The organism is Cupriavidus sp. FW305-3-2-15-C-LB2, assembly GCF_058787575.1.
In genome coordinates this window covers 48,261-68,657 of the sequence record NZ_JBYSZW010000005.1, presented here as the reverse complement: position 1 = coordinate 68,657, position 20,397 = coordinate 48,261, and the positions used below count along the sequence as shown (strand labels likewise).

General features: G+C 63.5%; 15 protein-coding genes and 4 pseudogenes. 14 read left to right on the top strand and 5 right to left on the bottom strand.

The window, feature by feature from the left end; translation table 11 throughout:
• From AC3WRR_RS05985 to AC3WRR_RS05975, 3 genes are all read left to right on the top strand, one after another.
• Positions 1 to 771, top strand: coding sequence for an ISL3 family transposase (locus tag AC3WRR_RS05985; RefSeq protein ID WP_492296421.1), 771 nt, complete (start codon positions 1 to 3; stop codon positions 769 to 771).
• A gap of 123 nt (positions 772 to 894) precedes the next feature.
• Positions 895 to 1,122 carry a hypothetical protein gene (locus tag AC3WRR_RS05980; RefSeq protein WP_439671733.1) on the top strand — a complete coding sequence of 76 codons (228 nt, stop codon included), beginning with the start codon at positions 895 to 897 and terminating at the stop codon, positions 1,120 to 1,122.
• A gap of 186 nt (positions 1,123 to 1,308) precedes the next feature.
• On the top strand, positions 1,309 to 1,629 hold the full coding sequence (locus tag AC3WRR_RS05975) for a transposase (RefSeq protein WP_439671734.1): 321 nt from the start codon (positions 1,309 to 1,311) through the stop codon (positions 1,627 to 1,629).
• Between the two features lie 106 nt (positions 1,630 to 1,735).
• Here the strand turns inward: AC3WRR_RS05975 and AC3WRR_RS05970 are convergent.
• Positions 1,736 to 1,846: pseudogene (locus tag AC3WRR_RS05970) on the bottom strand (IS6 family transposase); the annotation flags it as partial.
• An 875-nt stretch (positions 1,847 to 2,721) separates the two neighbouring features.
• Here AC3WRR_RS05970 and AC3WRR_RS05965 point away from each other — a divergent pair.
• Together AC3WRR_RS05965 and AC3WRR_RS05960 are read left to right on the top strand one after the other, a co-directional pair.
• Entirely contained in the window at positions 2,722 to 4,248 is a 1,527-nt protein-coding gene (locus tag AC3WRR_RS05965; protein WP_058698679.1) for an ISNCY family transposase, read from the top strand.
• A gap of 416 nt (positions 4,249 to 4,664) precedes the next feature.
• Positions 4,665 to 4,961, top strand: coding sequence for a hypothetical protein (locus tag AC3WRR_RS05960; protein ID WP_058698745.1), 297 nt, complete (start codon positions 4,665 to 4,667; stop codon positions 4,959 to 4,961).
• 121 nt (positions 4,962 to 5,082) lie between these two features.
• Here AC3WRR_RS05960 and AC3WRR_RS05955 read toward each other — a convergent pair.
• From AC3WRR_RS05955 to AC3WRR_RS05940, 4 genes and pseudogenes are all read right to left on the bottom strand, one after another.
• Positions 5,083 to 5,319 (bottom strand): annotated as a pseudogene (locus AC3WRR_RS05955) (NAD-dependent epimerase/dehydratase family protein); the annotation flags it as partial.
• Positions 5,320 to 5,422: 103 nt separating this feature from the next.
• Positions 5,423 to 6,283: pseudogene (locus tag AC3WRR_RS05950) on the bottom strand (phosphomannomutase/phosphoglucomutase); the annotation flags it as partial.
• An 83-nt stretch (positions 6,284 to 6,366) separates the two neighbouring features.
• A complete protein-coding gene (locus AC3WRR_RS05945; protein ID WP_011615356.1) occupies positions 6,367 to 7,170 on the bottom strand; it encodes a 2OG-Fe(II) oxygenase in 804 nt (267 codons plus the stop codon).
• A 20-nt stretch (positions 7,171 to 7,190) separates the two neighbouring features.
• Positions 7,191 to 8,234: a GlxA family transcriptional regulator gene (locus AC3WRR_RS05940; protein WP_492296419.1), complete on the bottom strand. Its 1,044-nt coding sequence runs from the start codon at positions 8,232 to 8,234 to the stop codon at positions 7,191 to 7,193.
• A gap of 544 nt (positions 8,235 to 8,778) precedes the next feature.
• Between AC3WRR_RS05940 and AC3WRR_RS05935 the strand changes: the two genes are divergently transcribed.
• The 9 genes and pseudogenes from AC3WRR_RS05935 to AC3WRR_RS05895 all read left to right on the top strand — a co-directional run bounded on the left by AC3WRR_RS05935 (position 8,779) and on the right by AC3WRR_RS05895 (position 20,394).
• The gene (locus AC3WRR_RS05935; protein WP_492296418.1) at positions 8,779 to 10,308 is read left to right on the top strand and encodes a mannose-1-phosphate guanylyltransferase/mannose-6-phosphate isomerase; all 1,530 of its coding nucleotides are present in this window, start codon (positions 8,779 to 8,781) and stop codon (positions 10,306 to 10,308) included.
• 258 nt (positions 10,309 to 10,566) lie between these two features.
• Positions 10,567 to 11,160 (top strand): annotated as a pseudogene (locus AC3WRR_RS05930) (sugar transferase); the annotation flags it as partial.
• The gene (locus AC3WRR_RS05925; RefSeq protein ID WP_010812057.1) at positions 11,141 to 12,343 is read left to right on the top strand and encodes a polysaccharide biosynthesis/export family protein; all 1,203 of its coding nucleotides are present in this window, start codon (positions 11,141 to 11,143) and stop codon (positions 12,341 to 12,343) included. The pseudogene AC3WRR_RS05930 and the gene AC3WRR_RS05925, both read left to right, overlap by 20 nt.
• A 43-nt stretch (positions 12,344 to 12,386) precedes the next feature.
• A complete protein-coding gene (locus tag AC3WRR_RS05920) occupies positions 12,387 to 14,597 on the top strand; it encodes a GNVR domain-containing protein (protein WP_058698750.1) in 2,211 nt (736 codons plus the stop codon).
• A 40-nt stretch (positions 14,598 to 14,637) separates the two neighbouring features.
• Complete coding sequence (locus AC3WRR_RS05915; RefSeq protein ID WP_058698751.1) at positions 14,638 to 15,648, top strand: glycosyltransferase; 1,011 nt, start codon at positions 14,638 to 14,640, stop codon at positions 15,646 to 15,648.
• Between the two features lie 24 nt (positions 15,649 to 15,672).
• Positions 15,673 to 16,716 carry a glycosyltransferase family 2 protein gene (locus AC3WRR_RS05910; protein WP_492296415.1) on the top strand — a complete coding sequence of 348 codons (1,044 nt, stop codon included), beginning with the start codon at positions 15,673 to 15,675 and terminating at the stop codon, positions 16,714 to 16,716.
• Positions 16,717 to 16,728: 12 nt separating this feature from the next.
• Entirely contained in the window at positions 16,729 to 17,841 is a 1,113-nt protein-coding gene (locus AC3WRR_RS05905; RefSeq protein ID WP_492296414.1) for a glycosyltransferase family 4 protein, read from the top strand.
• Positions 17,823 to 19,097, top strand: coding sequence for a glycosyltransferase family 4 protein (locus AC3WRR_RS05900; protein WP_058698754.1), 1,275 nt, complete (start codon positions 17,823 to 17,825; stop codon positions 19,095 to 19,097). Before AC3WRR_RS05905 ends, AC3WRR_RS05900 begins: the two co-directional genes overlap by 19 nt.
• Positions 19,098 to 19,110: 13 nt before the next feature.
• Complete coding sequence (locus AC3WRR_RS05895) at positions 19,111 to 20,394, top strand: oligosaccharide repeat unit polymerase (RefSeq protein WP_010812063.1); 1,284 nt, start codon at positions 19,111 to 19,113, stop codon at positions 20,392 to 20,394.
• Positions 20,395 to 20,397 lie beyond the last annotated feature (3 nt).

The following is a 20,397-nucleotide window of genomic DNA, read 5'->3' as shown; positions in this document are numbered from 1 at the left end:
ATGAGGCAAGTTCTCGGTAGGATCGATCGTATTCTCGGCCGTGTGGGTAAGCGGTTCGTCTCCAGCGACGCGTGCGGGGAAACCATTACTGTCGAAGCCTGCAGTACGGTTCGCGCGGCACCTTGTCCGGCCTGCCATCGTTGGAGTCACCGACTCCACGGTCGCTATATGCGCAGGCTGGAAGAACGTCCGATGCTCAAGCAGCGGGTCGTTCTCGCTATTGAGGTGCGTCGCTTCAAGTGTACGAACGCCAATTGCCCCCGTCGTACGTTTGCCGAGAACATCCACGCCTTGGCCGGCCGGTATCAACGTCGTACGCGATCGCAGGCTCGGGCTTTGCACGCGCTGGGCCACGCCCTCGGTGGTGAGGCGGCGGCCCGGCTTGCTGACTTGTTGGGCTTGCGCACCAGTGCCGACACCGTGCTGCGGGAATTGCGCAGGGTACCTGAGCGCAAGCGCAAACCACGACCGCGGGTCGTCGGCATCGATGACTGGGCGATCGCGCGCGGTCACCAGTACGGAACGATCATCGTCGACCTGGAGCGACGTGAGCCCGATAGGGAAGCCATTGCGGTGGCTGCGTGGATACGTGCGCACCCATCGATCGAGATCGTCGCCAGGGACCGGGCCGGGGCCTACTCCGAGGCGGTCGACATCGCGCTGCCGGCAGCCAGGCAAGTCTCGGATCGCTGGCATCTGCTGAGCAACCTGCGCGACAACGTCGAGAGGCTGCTATACCGACTCGGGCCGCAACTGCGCCAAGCCGCGTAGCAAGTCGTGGTCGGTGGCGTGACCCTGGGCCGGCAGGGGGCGCTGAGCCGCAACTCACTCCGGTCATGGCAGCGTCTGAGCGATCAGAGACGCGCCGCGCGGCAGGCGCTGTACGAGCGGGTGATGGCATTACGCGCCCAGGGCGGCACGCTCAAAGGATTCGCACGCGAGCTCTCAATCAGCAATGTAACCGTGCAGAAGTTCGTCCACGCGGGGGCATTCCCCGAGCGCGCGCCCAAGGCTCGGGGTCCGACGCCTTTGGATCCCTATCGCGACTATATCGAGGAACGAATCGCCCAGGGCTGTCGCTTTCCTGAGCTGATCTGGCAAGAACTCAAGCAGCGAGGCTAGAAGGGTAGTCCCGCCTGCGTGCAGAGTTGCGTGGCCTGCCTTCTCTTTCCGCAGGGCAAGGCACCGCTTGTCCAAGTACCCGTCCGTACGATGCCGTGCCCGTCGGCTCGGCGCGTATTCGGACGGCTTTTCGGATAGAGAAAGCTCGCTGTCGCGGAGCCAAAGCGCGCAGACCACGAGCGCTTCGTGCAGGCGCTGTGCAAGATCGAACCCGTGGTGGGCGAGGTCCGCAGCCTGGCGCGAGAGTTTCTCGGACTCATGCACCGGCGAAGTCTGCGACATTTCGATCGATGGTTGAAACGTCTGTCGTGCTGCGACGCTGCGGAAATGCGTCGGTTCGCGCAAAGCCTGCGCGCCGACCTGCCGGCAGTGCGGGCGGCCTTCAAGCTGCCATGGAGCAATGGCCAGACCGAGGGTCATGTCAACCGGCTCAAGCTCCTCAAGCGCCAAATGTATGGCCGCGGGAATATCGAGCTTCTGCGGCTGCGGGTGTTGAAGCCGAACTGAATGACCGGCCTGCTTGTACTGCTGGACCCGCTAGTCCGGTCGCCATCGCAGGCGCGCGAGTTCGTGCGGGCAAGGACGAGGCTGGCGGGCTCGCCCATCAACGATGGTCTCGAAGGCTAAGCTTGTAACGCAGGTACCACCGCGCGCACAGAACGATGACTTCGCGGTCGAAGTGCCGCCCGTTGAACAACCAGTCGATGTCTCTCAGCGTACTCATTGCGGCTAGCACTTGTCAAAAAGCACATTGGCCCCTCCGATTTGCACCCGAACCGTCAGGCGCGGCCGGCAACTTCCCTTGCGGCGGGCAGGCGCTGGTCCATCGCGCCTCGAGCGCGATGCCGAGAAAGGCGGCAATCACCAGGATCTGTCCGCTCAGCATATGCTCGCCGTGATGCACAAGGCAGCCCCGCGCGCGGCTTTCAGCAGCGCCGCATCGCCATCGCGTACGACCGCCTCGCAGACCAGTGTGCCGCGGGCCAGCTGTTCGGCGGCAAGCGGCAGTGCATCGCTGTCCTGCAGCCCCCAGTGAGGTGGCGTTGACGACTACGTCGAAATCGCCTGGATCGGCTTCCCCGCCGCGTATCGTCACGGAGGGCAGGGCGCGACGCAGCCCCCCTCGGCCAGCTCGGCCGCGCGCCCGGCTGAGCGGTTGTGGATGACGAGTTCCACAGGTTGTTCGCGCGCAATTGCGTAGGCCATGGTCTTGCCGGCGCCGCCCGCGCCGATCTGGTACAGATCGCTCGTTCGGCCGTTCGACCGGATTCGTGAATGGATTACAGGGAGATGGCGCCCATGATGTTCGATGAAGAGCCGGTCGCCTTCGACGATATCTTGCCAAGATCAAAAAGCTCGAAACAGCCATCAATAGCTAGCACAAGAGGACACGAGCAGTCCGTCGCGACTAGCGATTGGCCTACGCGAAACTGATATTTTTGTTATGCGTCATAATAATTTAACATAATATACATTATGCGAGTTTCGAGTGTCAGGGCCAAATAGAATTGTCGTACCTGGGCCAATTAGACATGTCGTACTCCCTTGTCAGGACTGGCATGCTGGCGGCTTTCCGTCTGTCCGAGACCGGAGGCCGCGATGCGCAAGCCCGAGACCCTCACGATGACGATGCGCGAACTCGATCGGCTCAAGGTGATCCAGGCCGTGGTCGACCATGGCTTGGCGGTCTGGCGCGCCGCCGAGAAGCTCGGCTTGTCGCGGCGTCAGGTGGAACGTCTGGTGCTGCGCTACCGTGAGGATGGTCCGAGTGGCCTGGGCTCACGCAAGCGTGGTCGAGACAGCAATCGCCAGCTCCCGCCCGGCCTCGAATCCCGTGTCCGCGGGCTGATCCGCGACAGCTATGCCGACTTCGGCCCGACCCTGACGTGCGAGAAGCTGCGCGAGCGCCATGGCATCGACCTGGCCAGAGAGACCGTACGCCGCATCATGATCGACGCCGGCTTCTGGATCCCGCGCAAGCTGCGTCCGCCCAAAGTGCATCAGCCGAGGAACCGCCGCGCCTGCCTGGGCGAACTCGTGCAGATCGACGGATCCGACCACGCCTGGTTCGAGGACCGGGCGCCGGCTTGCACGCTGCTGGTCTACGTCGACGACGCGACCGGGCGGCTGATGCAGCTGCAGTTCGTGCCATCGGAATCCACGCAAGCCTATTTCACGGCTACGCGCGCCTATGTCGAGCGCCACGGCAAGCCGATGACCTTCTACAGCGACAAGGCCGGCATCTTCCGGGTCAATGCTAGGGACGCCGCCGAAGGTCGCGGCTACACCCAGTTCGGGCGCGCGCTGTTCGAGCTCAACATCGACATCCTGTGCGCCAATTCGAGCCCGGCCAAGGGCCGGGTCGAGCGGATGAACGGCACGTTGCAGGACCGGCTGGTCAAGGAGCTGCGCCTGCGCGGGATCAGCAGCATGGAAACCGCCAACGCCTTTGCCCCGTATTTTATGGCCGACTTCAACGCGCGCTTTGCCAAGGTGCCCAAGCGCGACTTCGATGCGCACCGGCCGCTGCGCGGCGACGAGGACCTGACGCGCATCTTCAGCTGGCGCGAGCGGCGCAAAGTGTCGGCCAGCCTCACGCTGCAATACGACAAGGTGATGTACCTGCTCGAGGACCGCCCCGAGCACCGGCGCCTGATCCACCGTTATCTCGAGGTCGCTGAGTATCCGGACGGCCGGATCGAGTTGTGGGCCGATGGCGCCGCCCTGCCCTACACCACCTATGACCGGCTGGGCGAGATCGACCAGGGCGCGATTGTCGACAACAAGCGGCTCGGGCACGTGCTTGACCTCGCCGCCAAAGTGCAGGCGCTGCGCGACAGCCGGCAAACCGTAGGGCCGTCGCGCACGCTGGCCGGCGAGCCGCCGCGCCCGCACCAGCCGGCGCCGAACACCAAGCCCCAGCGGCTGATCAACCGGCTCGATCTGGAGCGCGCGCTCGCTGCGGCCCCGCTCAATCAGAAGGCAGACATTTTAACGTTGCCCACCGCGCTGCCACCGCCCCACCCTCGGCCAGACTCGGTCGTCTCAGGCCAGCACCACCGCCCCACCAAAAACCCGCAAAAGACTCCAACCCCGCACAAAAAGCACGCCCGCACCGACATTTGAATTTGGCTGACATCCCGACAAGTCAAAACCGGCTGGACAGCAGCAGATGTTGGCCGTTTTTCTAATGTCGTACTTGGGATGAATTCAGTCCTCTAACGTAAAGTTGTCCGGTAACTCGACGTAAAGGTGTCATGCATTGATCTATGAGACGCTTTTTATCTTTTCCGTACTGCTTTACGTCGCGGTTTAGCTGCCCGACTTGGGTTCGGGCGCGGCTTATCTTCCCGCTCGGGAAGAAATCCTCGGCTTTGAGTCCCTGGGCGGCTTGGTTTTGGCCATCTCACGTTGGATGGCAGCGCTCTGGCGACTACGTGTAGTTCCCACTGAGGTCACTTCGGCCAACATTCTGACTCGCCCACTGGAATCCGCTTTACCATCACAGATGGGAACGGAACGGCGTCTTAGCCAGATCTGCTATGTCACTGCAACAGAAAATGCGGCTTTTGTCGGCCTGCCTGCCGGCCGGGCTTCCTTACGTCGAGACTGAAGTCGGCTCCTACCTTTACCTGCACGACGTCCCGTACGAATTGGAGAGCATCCTTGCTCGTTGGCTACTGCTCCGGCCTGAGCTTACAGACAGAGATCTCTCAACCTGCGTTCTGGTCGAGGGTGGCAAGGGTTTAGCCATTACTCGGGAAGGATGGGAAAGTTTCCTCTGCTGGCTCGTCGAAACACTTCGAGCCAAGCTTGACGACATGGAGCAAGCCCAGTAGCAACGCCTTCGCGCCCCCTTTTTTGGCCGCCTTCAGTGTCACGACGGAAGGCACGGCGCATAAAGGTGTCCATCCGGTGAACCAATCAAGCAAGGAACCACTATGTTGCGGGTACGCATTGAACTGCGGTGATGCGATGCTCCGCAAACAGGCGGTCGAGCAGCGCGCGGTCGCGCACATCACCTTTGACAAAATGCGGGGTTTTTCCCGAAATTGCGGCAATTCGCTCGACCACTATCTGATTGCTGTTGCACAGATTATCCAGGCCGATGACATCGGCCCCGCCGTCAAGCAGCGCCACCCACATATGCGATGCGATATATCCGGTGGCGCCAGTCAGCAGCAGTGACTCAGACATGAGGATTTTTCAGGTTGAAGAAGATGGGTTAAGGAAGCCTCATACAGCCCTTGCTATCGGCGCAGGTGCGCAAGCCTGCCATGTTCAATGGGCAAGCACATACTCAGAAGGGCAGCCGCGCATCCGGCTTCTCGGCCAGGATCATACGTTTGAATTCAGCCTGGATCCTCGCCAGCGCGGCGTCGTTGTCCGCCTCGAACCGCATCACCACCACCGGGGTGGTATTGGACGGACGGGCCAGACCGAAGCCATCGGCGTACTCGACACGCACGCCGTCGATGGTGATGACCTCACGAGCGCCCTCAAACTTCGCGTTGGCCCTGATCTTGTCCAGCAGCGTGAACGGCTCGCCCTCGGCGCACTTGAGCTGGAGCTCTGGCGTATTGTTGGCGTTCGGCAGCGCATTCAGCATGGCGCTGGGGTCAGCATGACGCGACAGGATTTCCAGCAGGCGCGCGCCCGTGTACAAGCCGTCATCAAAACCGTACCAGCGATCCTTGAAGAACACGTGCCCGCTCATCTCGCCGGCGATCGGTGCGCCGGTTTCCTTGAGCTTGGCCTTCACCAGCGAATGGCCGGTCTTCCACATTAGCGGCTCGCCGCCATGCTGGCGAATCCACGGGGCCAGCTTGCCCGTGCACTTGACGTCGTAGATCACCTGCGCGCCGGGGTTGCGCGACAGGATCTCCTCGGCAAACAGCATCAGCTGGCGATCCGGGAAGATAACCTGGCCGTCCTTGGTCACCACGCCGAGGCGGTCGCCGTCGCCATCAAAGGCCAGGCCCAGCTCGCAATCGGTCTCGCGCAGGCACTTCATCAGGTCCTGCAGATTCTCGACGTGGGCCGGGTCCGGATGGTGGTTGGGGAAATGGCCGTCGACCTCACAGAACAGCTCGGTCACCTCGCAGCCCAGGCCACGAAACAGGTCGCCCACGAAGGCGCCGGCGACACCGTTGCCGGCGTCCCTCGTCAGCGCGGTGCGGCCTTGTGATAGCGGCTTGGCCGTATCGTGGCATGATCCCTCCATCGCAAGATTTGCGGCCCCCGCTATCGCCCAACAATCCGCTTGGCCAACGCTTTCGCATAAGGCGGCGTAATGCCATGCAGGATGTCCCGTGCGGTTAAGCCGTACCGCTCGCCCGGCCGCGTCTGGAAGCGTGTGGAATGCTCATCGGCAGCATCCGGCTCGGGCCGGCCGTTGGAGTAGTAGTAGAGCGCGATCGACCGTCGCGTGACGCCTCGCGGGCACGCAAGGGGTTCGGGATGCCCGTGCCATGAGCACTCATTGGTATTGAAGACGACCAGCCGGTTTCCGATCGGCGCGATCTTCCGCACGCAGCGCTGGACCTCGTTGTCCCACAGTTGCAGATGGCCGGCCCAACTGTCCTCCCACTTGTCATTGAGATACAGCAGCACATTGAGCCGCCGGTCAAGCTTCCATTCGAGATGGTAGTTGTAGTCGATATGCAGGCCCAGGTGGCCTCCAGGCAGCGTCTGGTGCAAGCCGCCGCCATGGAGGTGAGGGTCCGGCACCAGCCCCTGGATGCCGGACAGCGTCTCCAGGAAGCGGGTGAATCCGGGCGCATTGAACTCCATGATCAGCGCCCGCAGCGCAGGCGGGATGGCGTAAAAGTCCTGGCTTTGCAGCTTCAGGTTCTCGGTGGCCGAGTGAAACTTGAACCAGACGCGCTCCGTGGCGCCTGGAAACGCATCGCTGGCTTTCCGATAAACGTCTTCGTCAAGAAAGTTGTCGATGCAGATATGGGGAAACGGGTCGGCGCAACGGTAGGTTTCCGACAATTCACGCGACATCCACTCAAGTTTCGCGACATCCAGCAGGTCGTGGCGCATGCTCAGATCTCCCCCAGTAGCTAGGTTGTCTCGCACTGCTTTGTCTTGCCCTGATTGCGGTACGCCGTGGGCGACAGCGAGAAGCGCTTGCGGAAAATCTTGGCGAGCCGGTCTCCGTTTCCCATCCCGCAGCGCCGCGCTATTTTGTCGACCGGCAGGTCCGTTTCCATCAGCAGCCGACAAATCATGTCTAGCCGCGCGCGAAGCAAGTACTCCGACGGCGTCACGCCCAAGGCCCACTTGAAGCGCCGCAGGTAGTTGCGCTCGCTCATGGCGGCAACGCGCGCCGCGTCGGCCACCGAGATCGCCTCCGTGTAATGCTCCGCGATCCACCGTGCCGACGCGCGAATCTTTTCGTTGGTTTCGGACGATGCGATGTCGGACGCGTCGCCAGCTTCCTCGGCATCCGGGCGCACCATCGGCATGTCCCGTTGCGGCGCGAGCTGCCTTGCAACTTCCCGGGCCATGACGAAGCCAAGGTCCGACTCGATCTGTGCCAGAGCCATATCGACGGCCGAGGGCATGACGTCCGGAGCGGAGTCCACGCCTCCCCGGCACCAGAATACGGAAGGCGCGGCATGGCTGGTGCCGACGACGTTGTCCCTCTCGGCGATACGCAGCGGATGTGCCCGGGAGACGCGGGGCAGGATCGGCTCCCGTCCCGCGCGGGAGCGCTCCAGCACCATTGCGCTGATCTCGAGCATGGCGGTCATGAGCCGCGCATCGCGCTCAACGACCGGCTCGCGCTCGCTGCAGGCAATAAAGATCGCATTGAAGCCTCGCTGACCCAGCGCGTCCAGGCTCTGCGTCCAGATCCGGATGGAAGAGGAGCACGCGACATTGCCGCCGCGGTAAGACAAGAGGGAGAGCTGGTAGACAGGTCGCCTGCGACGCAGGAGTTCGAGTTCGTTGGCCACGCGGAAGGCTTCCGCGATGATGCCGGCAGTCAGCAGCGAGCAGCCTTCAAACAACAGCAACCCGATGCGCTGAATTTCCCGTTGGCCGGCTACCGGTAGCGGACCGAGGGACCGGACCGGCGGCGGCATATCGACAAGGTGCTCCATGGCATCACTACCCCCTTGCGTCCAATCCAAAAATCAAATCTGTTGCATTGCATCATAACGGCAATTGGACGCCGCGCAGGGTCGACTGGCTGAAAGTTCCGCTATGTTGGCGGATCATTACTTGGCACTAGTTGGTTTTCTGCAAAAATGCGGCGTGCCAATCATGTGATGTATCTGATTTGAGCCACTTTCCCTAATTCTGGGATTTTAAATTCGGCAAAGATAATGACTGAATGTCCAATAGAGTGGCCCCTGCACTGGGATTGGGCAAGTCGTTACAGAAAGTAACGGATCGCCAGAATTATGGGCATTGCGACCGAATTCCAAGTGGCGCCGTTGCCATTCCATATATTTCAGCATTTTCTCCCGTAGCTATAGGTGGCTCGCGCATTACTTTTGATAATGGATTTTCAGGTTAATCGGCCAATCATTCTGCATTTTCCGCCAGTCCGCTTCTGAGGCTTTTCGGCGCGTCTATGCTTCGCTGCAACAAAGACGGCTTCCCCGTTTCCTTGCTGCAGCCCACGCCGGACAGGAGCAGATCATGCGCACAACGGACCCGCTGGATGTAGTGGATGACACCGCCACCGATGCGCTCGCCGGGCAGGACCGGGCATCGCCGCCCGCCCTGGGCATGCGGCTTGCGGCGGTGGTGCTTGCCGGGGGCTCCGGCACCCGGTTGTGGCCCCTGTCGCGCAAGCACTTTCCCAAGCAGCTGATCGACATCATTGGCCGCGATTCCCTGCTGCAGACCACCGTACGCCGTCTGGCCGGCCTCCATGGCAGCGCCAGCGCTGACGCCGCGCCGATCATCGTCTGCGGCGAAGCACACCGTTTCATGGCTGCGCAGCAACTGGCCGAGGCAGGGGTGGACGCGCGTATCGTCGTTGAGCCAGTCGGGCGCAATACGGCGCCGGCACTGACGCTCGCCGCGCTGCTGGCCCGCGAGCAGGGCAACGACAGCATCCTCGTCGCCATGCCCGCGGACCACGTGATTGCCGATGGCAAGGCGTTCCGCCTCGCCGTACTGCGCGCGGCACGCTTTGCAGAACAAGGGGCCATCGCCACACTCGGGGTGCCGCCTACGCGCGCCGACACGGGCTACGGCTATATCCGGCTCGGTGCGCAGCTCGAAGGCATGGCACGCCGGATCGACGCGTTCGTGGAGAAGCCCGCCGCCGAACTTGCGGCGCAGTACCTCGCGTCCGGCGAATACTGGTGGAACAGCGGCATCTTCGTGGTGCGCGCCAGCACCTGGCTGACCGCGCTGCAACAGCTTCAGCCGGCGATGCACGTAGCCTGCGTGAGCGCCTGCACGGCCGGCCGCAGCGACGGCGCGTTCTTTTATCCGCACGCGGCGTCGTTCACCGAGGTGCCATCGGACTCGATCGACTATGCCGTGATGGAGCACCTGGCGCGCGCCGACGCGCTCAAAGGCGTTGTGGTCCCGCTGGAGGCGGGCTGGTCTGACCTCGGTTCTTGGGATGCCGTATGGGATGCCATCGACAAGGACGACGACGGCAATGCCGCGCGCGGCCGCGTGATGTTCGAGGGCGCCTCCTCGTGCTACGCCCATTCGGAGGGACGGCTGGTGGCCTGCGTGGGTACGGTCAATCTGATCGTGGTCGAAACCGCCGATGCCGTGCTGGTGGTGGACCGCTCGCGGGTCCAGGCGGTCAAGGGCCTGGTCGAGCGCATCGCGCGCCAGCATGGGCCGGAGGCCGAGACCCATCGAAAGGTTCAGCGGCCATGGGGCAGCTATGACTCGCTCGACCATGGCGAGCGCTTCCAGGTCAAGCGCATCGTGGTGCATCCCGGCGCCGCTCTCTCCTTGCAGTTGCACCACCACCGCGCGGAGCACTGGACGGTGGTCCGCGGCACCGCGCGGGTCACGCGTGGGAACGAGCAGTTCCTGCTCAGCGAGAACGAATCCACTTACATCCCCATCGGCGTGACGCACCGGCTCGAGAACCCCGGAAAGCTGCCGCTCGAGATCATCGAGGTGCAGTCCGGCGCGTATCTCGGCGAGGACGACATTGTCCGCATCGCCGACACCTACGGGCGCTGCGGCTGACGGCCGTCCGACAGCCGCAGCCAGCGCCAAGGGAGATCGACTGCAGTCCAACCTCTACCATGGAGCGTCGTCATGTTTACAGTGAAATCACTCTTTGCAAGATCCGGTATCGTCCCCAGCCGCCTGACCGCGGCCTCTGCTGCCGCGCCGGGCATGGAGACTGGCTTGTCCGGCGCAATGGCGGCATTCGGGGCGCCCTCGCAGCCGTTGCCAGCAGGCGTGGACCTGCGATTTCCGTCACCGCTGGGACTGGGCGCCAAGCGGGCGTTCGATGTCGCTGCAGCGCTTGCGCTGTTGCTGCTGCTGTCGCCACTGCTGGCCATGGTGGCAATGCTGGTGATGCGTGACGGCGGACCCTGCGTGTTCGGACACACCCGCGTTGGCGTGGATGGCAGGAAGTTCAAGTGCCTGAAGTTTCGTTCGATGGTGCTCAACGCAGACGCCGTGCTGAAGGAATTGCTGGCGACCGACCCGGCGGCGCGCGCCGAATGGGAAAAGGATTTCAAGCTCAGGAACGATGTCCGGGTCACCCCGCTCGGGCGCTTCATCCGGCGTACCAGCATCGATGAATTGCCACAACTGTGGAATGTTGTGCGCGGCGACATGAGCCTTGTCGGTCCGCGCCCCGTCGTCGAGGAGGAGCTCGAGCGGTACGGCGACGCTGCGGCGTATTACCTCCGCGTCCTTCCCGGCATTACCGGCCCCTGGCAGGTCAGCGGCCGCAATGAAACGGATTACGGGACGCGCGTCTCGCTCGACGTCGCCTACGTCAGGAACTGGTCGTTCCTGGGTGACATCGGAATCCTGTTCAAGACGATCGGGGTGGTCCTGCATGGCCGCGGCGCGTACTGACCAACTGCGTGGCCGGATCCTGGCGGCGACGCTGCTGCCAGGCCTGGCGGCCCTCCTCGGCGCCTGCACGATGGCGCCGGGGATGTCGTTCCAGTCCCAGTCCGGTCCTCTGCCCGATGCCGCTCGCGCGACGCAGCCGTCGTCCGTGGGGACCGTACCCGAGCTGCCATCGATAAAAGGCGTGCAGTCGGTCACTCCCGACAACCTGGTCGAGATTACCGGCACCCTGATCGATGCACAGCAAGCCGCCCGGCCCCAGGGTGTGCCGCAGGAGGTTCGCGCGCTGTTCGACAAGCCACGCGCCTATGTATTGGGGCCCGGCGACGTGCTGAGCATCGTGGTGTGGGGCCATCCGGAACTGAACATGCCGGCGCTGCAGGTCACTAGCGGCGTGGATACTGCCGGCTCCAACGCGGTGGTAACCGGCTATACCGTGGACGCTCGCGGCATGGTGCAGTTCGCTTTCGTCGGCATGGTCCCTGTAGCGGGCCTCACCGAGGCTGATGCGCGCGAGCTCCTCGCCAGGCGCCTGTCCGAGTACGTGCGCAATCCGCAGATCACCCTGCGCATCCAGGCATATCGCAGCAAGCGCGTCTATCTGGACGGCGCCGTGCAGAGCCCCGGCCTGCAGATCATCAATGATGTGCCAATGACCCTACCCGAGGCGATCAATCGCGCCGGTGGCTTCACCGCGACAGCGGACCGCTCCTGGGTGGCCCTGACACGTGGCGACAAGACCGTACGCATCAACCTGCCAGACCTCATCGCCAAGGGCGGGAATCCATCCGACATCCTGCTGCGCGACGGCGACCTGGTACGTTTCTACGCCGCCACCGACAGCAAGGTTTTCGTACTTGGCGAAGTGGCACGGGCGTCCACACTGACGCTTAATAACGGCAAGCTGAGCCTGAACCAGGCGCTTGGCGATGCCGGTGGCGTCAGCCAGTACTCTGGCGACGCGCGACACGTGTATGTCGTGCGTGGGGACAATGGCAACAAGCCAGTGGTGTACCACCTCGACGCGAGTACGCCATCGGCGATGGCGTTGGCAGACGGCTTTTCGCTGCAGGCCAACGATGTGGTGTTCGTCGATGCGTCGGCGCTGGTTCGCTGGAGCCGCGTTGTCAACCTGCTGTTGCCCACCGCCCAGACTGCGACCGTCGGCCGGGCGCTTGTCCCGTGAAATCAGCGCCTATGCACGATCGATACCCACGCAGGAGTGCGGCATGAAGAGCCCTTACATCGCGAACCCGGTCTATGAACTGCCCGGTCGCGCACCGGCCCGAGCCCTGAACAATCTGACGACACTGTACGCCGGCAGGTGGCTGATCGTGGTCGCCACTTCCGTGTGCCTGCTCGCCGGAATCGCGTATGCATTGTTCACGCGCCCCCTCTACCGCTCCGACATCCTGATCCAGGTCGAACCCAGTTCCATCGGGACCCGGTCCACGTCCGATGACCCCAAGCTGACCTCCGAGATCAAGCCGGACACGACTTCTGAAATCCAGGTGCTGAACTCGCGCATGGTGGTATCACGCGCGGTCGAGAAGCTCAAGCTGTATATCGAGGCCGGTCCCCGCTATGTGCCGGTGATTGGGTGGTGGCTCGCCGCGCGCACGGATGGCTTGTCGCATCCGCTCGGTGGCTACGTGTACGGCGCGGAACGCATCGACGTGGCGATGTTCGACGTGCCGGCTTCCCAGCAGGGCAAGGCCTTCGTGCTGACGCTCGGTCATGAGGGTGCTTATGTCCTCTCCCTGCCCGGCTCGTGGGACGCGCCGCTGCTAATGCTTCACGGCAAGGTCGGTATGCCGCTACATGCCGAAACCCCGCATGGACCGATCGACCTGCTGGTCCGCGCCGCCGACGGCGAGCCGGGCGCGAGCTTTTCGATCAGGCGCTACTCCGAGATCGCCACCACCGAATGGCTGCAACGGACCATGGCCATCGGGGAACGCGGCAAGCAATCGAGCATCATCGGCGTGGCGCTGGACAGCGTCGACCCGGTCCGCGCCAGCCAGATCCTGAATGAGGTGGGCAAGGAGTACGTCGAGCAAAACGTGCGACGCCGCTCGGAAGAGGCCGACAAATCCATTCGCTTCCTGGATGAGCAATTGCCGCAGCTCAAGCGGCAACTGGAGGAATCGGAAAGCCGCTACAACGCGTTTCGTGCGCAACAGGGCACCGTGGACACCAGCCAGGAGGCGCGCGCCCTGCTCCAGCAATCCGTGGAAGCCGAAACGCGCGTCGTCGACCTGCGGCAGAAGCGCCAGGAACTGTCCATCCGTTACACGGACAAGCATCCCGCACTGCTGGCACTCGACGGCCAGTTGCAGGGAGCCATGGCAGAGCTCTCTGTCATCGAGGCGCGTACGCGCAGACTGCCCCTGATCGAGCAGAAGGTCCTCCAATTGCAGCGCAACATGCAGGTGGACACCGAGCTCTACACGAGCCGCCTTAACGCCCGCCAGCAGCTTACCCTGGTGCGCGCCGGCAAGGTCGCCAATGTGCGACTGATCGACCCCGCGACGCCACCCGAGACGCCGATCATGCCGCGGCGCGGCGTCGCAGTGGGCGGTTCGCTGCTAACCGGTTTGCTGGCAGGCGTGGTCCTGGCCGTCCTCCGCCGCCGCGTGGCGGGTACCGTCCAGGACCGCGAGGAGATCGAGGCAGGCACGGGGCTGCCGGTTTATGCCACGGTGCCGCGCAGCCGACTGACTTCCGATTTCCGCCCTGCCTGGCCCCGCATGCTCGCGGGCAGCACAGACCGCACGTTGTTGCCCGATGCAGCGATCGAAAGCCTGCGCGCCGTCCGCACCACGCTGCACTTCGCCTTGAACGATGCACCCAACCGTGTGGTGCTGATCACCGGCCCTACGGGCGGGGTTGGCAAGTCCTTCGTAGCCGCCAATCTCGCCACGCTGGCGGGTGCCTCGAAGCGGCGGGTGCTGCTGATTGACGCCGACCTGCGCAATGGCGTGCTGCACAAGCGATTCCATGTGGACCGCGGTCCGGGACTGGCCGAGGTGATCGCTGGTACGAGCCGGTACGAGGACGTGCTTCGCCACGATGTATCGCACGGTCTCGATTTCCTGGCCACCGGATGGCACATGTCCGGGCCAAGCGAGCTGTTGCTGCAGCCAGAACTGGCCACACTTGTTCAACGCGTTGCCGGCCAGTACGACATGGTGGTGCTTGACGGACCGCCATTGCTGCCGGTGGCAGATGCGCTTGTGCTGGGACGCATGGCGGGCACTGTCTTCATCGTGGCACGGCACCGGGTCACCACGGTGGAACAGATCGACGAAAGCACGCGCCGGCTGGCGCAGGCCGACGTCGCCGTACGGGGCGTGATCTTCAACGACTTCACCGGCCACCTGCACCGCTACAGCTATGCCTACGGTGCCGACGCGTCCCGCCCGGGCGCGCCTGCATGATCAGCGGAAATGAGCGGTAATCAGCAGAAAAAAGGCAGTTATGAAATACACCCATCACAAGCGCATCACGTTGGTCACCGTAACCTACGGCGCGCGCCTGCACTTTTGCGCCGAACTCTTGCAGCGGGCGTTCGAGCACGAGGGCGTGGCGCACGCTGTGGTCGTCAGCAACAATTCCTCGTCCGACCTTAGCCGGCTCGAGGACGACTGGGGCGCGCGGGTTACCGTGATCCGGTTGCCGACCAACACCGGGTCGGCCAATGGCTATGCCGTAGGCATCGACGCAGCGCTCAGCCGCGACACGGACTACCTGTGGCTGATGGACGATGACAATGCCCCGTGCCCCGGCGCACTCGACGTCCTCTGCCATCAGCTGGATCGGCTGACGCGCGGATTTGGCCGCAACCGTGCGGCGGTGCTTGGCTTCCGCCCGGATCACCAGGCCGATATCGCGATGGGTGTGCCTGTGGCGCTGGCGATGCCGCCGCGCTCCAGCTACTTCGGCTTTCATGTGGCCCGCATTCCCTACAAGCTATGGCGCCGCACGCCGTGGGGCCGCCCGAAGCCGGCGGACATGCCGGAAGTCCTGCCGTTGCCTTTTGCGCCGTATGGCGGCTTCCTCGGGCACCGCGATCTCTACCTCGATCTCGGCTTGCCGGAACGGCAGCTCGTGCTGTATGCGGACGACATCGAATACACATGGCGCCTGACCGCGCGCGGCGGCCGCATTGCGCTGGTAACCGGCGCCCGCCTGGAAGACCTGGAGGGATCGTGGAACGTCAAGCGAGACTGGAAGAATCATTTCGAGTGCCTGCTGTTGAGCCGGTCGGACTTCCGCGCCTACTACAGCAGCCGCAACCAGGCATGGTTCGACAAGCACTACTGGTCGACCTCCAGCCTGACATACCGCCTGAACCGCCTCGTCTTCCTCGCCCTGCTGCGGATCTACGGCAGGCGTCATGGTGCTGCTGCCAGGCTCGCTCTGCTGGAGCGCGCGATCGCCGACGGCGAGGCATGCCGCCTCGGCTTGCACGCCGACTATTCCCTGTAGCCAACATCCACCGCAGAGGCCGTCATGCCGACCAACTCCTCCCCCGCCCTTCTGACGATCGTCATCTGCAACTACAACTACGCGCCGTACCTGGGGGGAGCCATTGACTCCGCGCTACGCCAGACGGCGCCAGGGGTCAGGGTAATGGTGATCGACGACGGCTCCAGCGATGGTTCGCGTGACATCATCCTGGGCTACGGCGACAGGATAGAAGCCGTGTTCCAGCCAAACGGCGGGCAGGTCTCGGCCTACAATCACGCGCTGCGTCGGCTCGATACGGCCTGCGTGATCTTCCTTGACGCCGACGACCAGTTGCAGCCGGACGCCGCCGAGGCGGTGCTGGCCGCCTTCGCAGCCGGCGACTATGTCAAGGTTCAGTTCCGACTGGAGGTAATGACCGAGGACGGGACCCTCACCGGGGTGCAGGTTCCGCAATCCAGCGACGTGACAGACTGCGGCATGCGGCTGCGGGACGGATGGCTGTACCCGTCACCGCCCGGGTCGGGAAACGCCTATCGCGTGGATGCACTCCGGCGCATCTTTCCTGTCCCGGTCACCGCAGACAACATACACGGTGCCGACTTCTACGCCATCTATGGCATTGCGCTGGTCGGCAGCGTTGGCTCGCTCGATCATGCGCTCGGCCGCTATCGCGTGCACCGGCATACCACGGCGCAAGCAGGCGATGCGGGCAGCGCCAACCTGTCGCTCGCCAATGCCGAAGATGCACTGGCGGGAGCCAGGCAGTCTGCCCGGCGCTGGGCCATCCTGCGCGGGCTGGCCTGGGAACGGCTTGGCGTCGTCCTGCCTGCCGAATTTCTGGATTTCTCCGCGGAGAAGGCCCACTTTGCCACCCTTCTCCATGGCGCGCCGTTGACTCGGCGATGGCGCTGGTTCCGTCATGAGTCCAGCCGCTACTTTCATACGGTTGCCGCCAATCCCTTCTGGAGCGCGCGCAAGAAGCTCGCCGTATGGTGCCTGACCGCACTTTGCCTGGTGCCGGTGGCATCCATCAGCAATCGGGCGGTTCGCTACATCGCCAATCCCCTCGCCCGTGCGGGGTACTGAACCGTATCGGAAATGGCCACCGTGTCCGCCTCCGCAACCGTCTCCATCAACGGCCGCTTCCTGGGCAGGCGCGCGACCGGCGTCGACCGCTTTGCCTACGAAGTCGTACGCGGCATCGACCAACTCGTTGCGGACCACGACCCTATTACTGCCGGGCTGTCGTTCGAGATTCTGGTGCCGGCATCCGTCAAGGTGGATCCACAGCAGTTCCCGCACTTGCGGATCCGGACGGTCCATGGCGGCACGGGCCAATACTGGGAGCAGGTCGGCCTGGCGCTCGCTGCCCGCGGCACGCTGCTGCTGAACCTTTGCAACGCGGCGCCGTTGCTGTTTCCGAACCAGGTCACAGTCATGCATGACGCCGCGCCAGTACGGATTCCGCAAGCCTACACACGCGCGTTCCGCGCCTGGTACCGCATCATGGCACCGTGGGTCGGACGCATCGCGCGGCGTGTGCTCACTGTGTCGGAGTTCTCACGCCGCGAACTCTCCCAGGCCTATCGCATTCCCGACCGCAAGATCGGCGTGCTGCCAATGAGCGGTGATCACATGCAGCGCCTGCCGCAAGCCCCGGACGTCCGCAGAAAGTTCCAGCTATCGGGCCGGCCCTACGTCCTGGCTGTCAGTAGTGCCAGCCACCACAAGAACTTCAGGCTCGTGGTAGAGGCCATCGAGCTGCTCAAGACGACGGAATACGAAGTGGTCATCGTGGGGGCCACGTTGCCCGTGTTCCAGTCGGTGCAGCAGGTAGCGCCAGATTTCGTCAAACGCGTGGGCTATGTTGATGACGACGACCTCAAGGCATTGTTCCGCCATGCTGCCTGCTTTGTTTTCCCGTCGCTCTATGAAGGCTATGGCTTGCCCCCCGTGGAAGCCATGACGCTTGGCTGTCCGGTCCTTGCGTCCAATCTGCCTTCGGTGCGCGAGGCCTGCGGCAACGCCGCGCTCTATTTCCGCCCGACCAGCGCTCGCGAACTTGGCGAGCTGCTGACTTACGTCATGCGTGACAGCACCTTGCGAGACAGATTGCGCGCGCAAGGTTATGCCCACGTGGAACGGAATTCATGGCGCACCACTGCCGCCAAGCTACTTAGCGAGATCACTCCATGGCTCCCACGGCGATGAATCCTCCCCCATTGCGCACCGCAGACGAGTTCGGCAGGGTCGCGGTGGTACACGAGTGGCTGACTACCTACGCCGGCTCCGAACGCGTCCTCGAACAGATTCTGAAGATCTGGCCTGATGCCGACCTGTTCAGCGTGGTTGACTTTTTCCCGGACGCAGAGCGGGCCGTCCTGCAAGGCAAGCATGCCAGGACGTCCTTCATCCAGCACCTGCCGCGCGCCCGGCAGTCGTTTCGCACCTATCTGCCCTTGATGCCGCTGGCAGTGGAGCAGTTCGACCTGTCCGGATACGACCTGGTGATCTCGTCCAGCCATGCCGTGGCCAAGGGCGTGATCACCGGCCCCGGCCAGCTGCATGTCAGCTATGTGCATTCACCGATCCGCTACGCGTGGGACCTGCAACATCAATACCTGGAAGAATCCCGCCTGACCCGTGGCCTCAAGAGCTGGCTGGCCCGCGCCATCCTGCATTACATGCGGATCTGGGACCACCGGACCGCACACGGTGTCGACCTGTTCGTGGCCAACTCCGCCTACGTCGCGCGTCGCATCCGCAAGGTCTACGGCTGCGATGCCTCGGTGATCTACCCCCCAGTCGATATTGAACGGTTCAGCCTGGGCGATCGCCGCGAGGATTTCTTCCTCACCGCATCGCGTCTGGTGCCGTACAAGAAGGTCGGGCTGATCGTCGAAGCCTTTGCTGCCATGCCGGACAAACGTCTGGTTGTCATCGGCGCCGGTCCTGATCTCGCACGCATCCGGGACATGGCGCCCTCCAACGTCCAGCTGCTCGGCTATCAGTCGACGGACGTGCTGATCGACCATATGCAACGCGCCCGTGCCTTTGTCTTTGCAGCCGAAGAAGATTTCGGCATTGTGGCCCTGGAAGCGCAGGCGTGCGGGACACCGCTGATCGCCCTGGGACGGGGCGGTTCTCGCGAGACGGTCATTGACAGCCTGGACCGCAATATCCGCACCGGCGTCTTCTTTCCGCGCCAGACCGTAGAAGACATCGTGCGCGCCGTGTGCCGATTCGAGGAGAGCGGACCATTCAACCCTGCCGCATGCCGGCGCAATGCGCTCCAGTTCTCACCCGAGCGTTTCCGGCGGGAGTTTCTCGCCATGGTGCGCAGCGCGATGGCGCAGGCATCGACCACGCCGCTCGCAGGGATTGGCCATTCGGCTGACATCCAGCGCGACGTGGCAGCGTTGCCGGTGCCGGTGATCGCCGACACGCTCGAATCGCTGCCGCGCTGACGGAGCCGCTACGATGCCCAACACGCCCGATCACCATGAAGGCTATTGGTGGGAAGACCCCGCCAGGCTACTGCTGTACTTCATCCTGCCGCTATACATGCTGATTGCACTGGACCTGCTTGGCGAACAGAAGGCCATCGAGCGAGTCTACTTCACCAGCTTCCATGCTCTTGCCGGGGCCCTCTTTCTCGGTGTACTCACCGTCGCGGCATACGCCGAACGTATCCTCGTGCCGCCCGCCCGCGCCGAGCCCCCCGAAATTCCGGTACGAGTCCTTGATGCCATGTTCGGCCTCGCACTGGCCGGTTACCTGGTCATGATGGGCGGCGTGATCGCCCAACCTGCCATCCTCCTGTCCTTCCTGAACGGCGGAGCAAATACCTACGACGTCCTTGAACTGAAGGGCCGCATTGCCGGCATCAGCACGCTCACGCAAGCCACCGTGGCTTACGTGCCGCTGTACTTCTATGTCTTCCGCACGCCTGTGCGCGGCTTCAATCGTTACAAGGCCTACATGGTCGTGCTGGGCGTGCTGACGTTGTTGCGCAGCTTCATTTTTGCCGAGCGGCTCGCGCTGGTAGAGGTACTCCTTCCCTGGGCCCTGATGGCTGCCCGCTTCAGCAACCTCCCGAGGCACTCGGTGCTGCTCGCGCTAGGACCCTTCGCCGCGATCGTGCCGATGATCGGCTTCTTCATCGCGAACGAATACAGCCGCTCCTGGCAAACCTACTACGTCAACATCTACGACAACATCCTCGACTTCGCCCTTGAGCGGCTGGCGATGTATTACTCGACCGCGCTGAACAACGGCGCTGGCCTGCTGACGATCATGGGCTGGGGAACCGGCGAGCCAACCTTTACGTTCGACTGGCTCATCAGATTTCCCGTACTCGGGGAGTTTTTCCGGCCGCTAGTGGGTGGCGGCAACGGCTACGGGCTGTTTCTGAATAACTTTGGCGATCCCGAGTTCAACAATCCGTCCGGTATCTTCGTGCACTTCTACGAGTGGGGATGGTTCGCACTGCTGCTGGCAGCGCTCATGGGCTGGATGCTGGCACGCAGCTACGCCGGCTGGAGGGCGGGCGATGGCTTCTGGTGTTGCGCCCATGCCGTGCTGCTGGTGTCGCTGATGGAGATACTGCGCGTGCCGAACCTGTTCAGCGGGCGGAACTTCGTGCCGCTCGCGCTGCTTTGGCTGGTCTTCCAATGCTTCGGCCAGCCGGCCCGACACCGGATCTCGCACAAGGTGCCCCCGCACCATGCCAGGCGCAGCGCCCCGCTACCGGGCCCACCATGACGT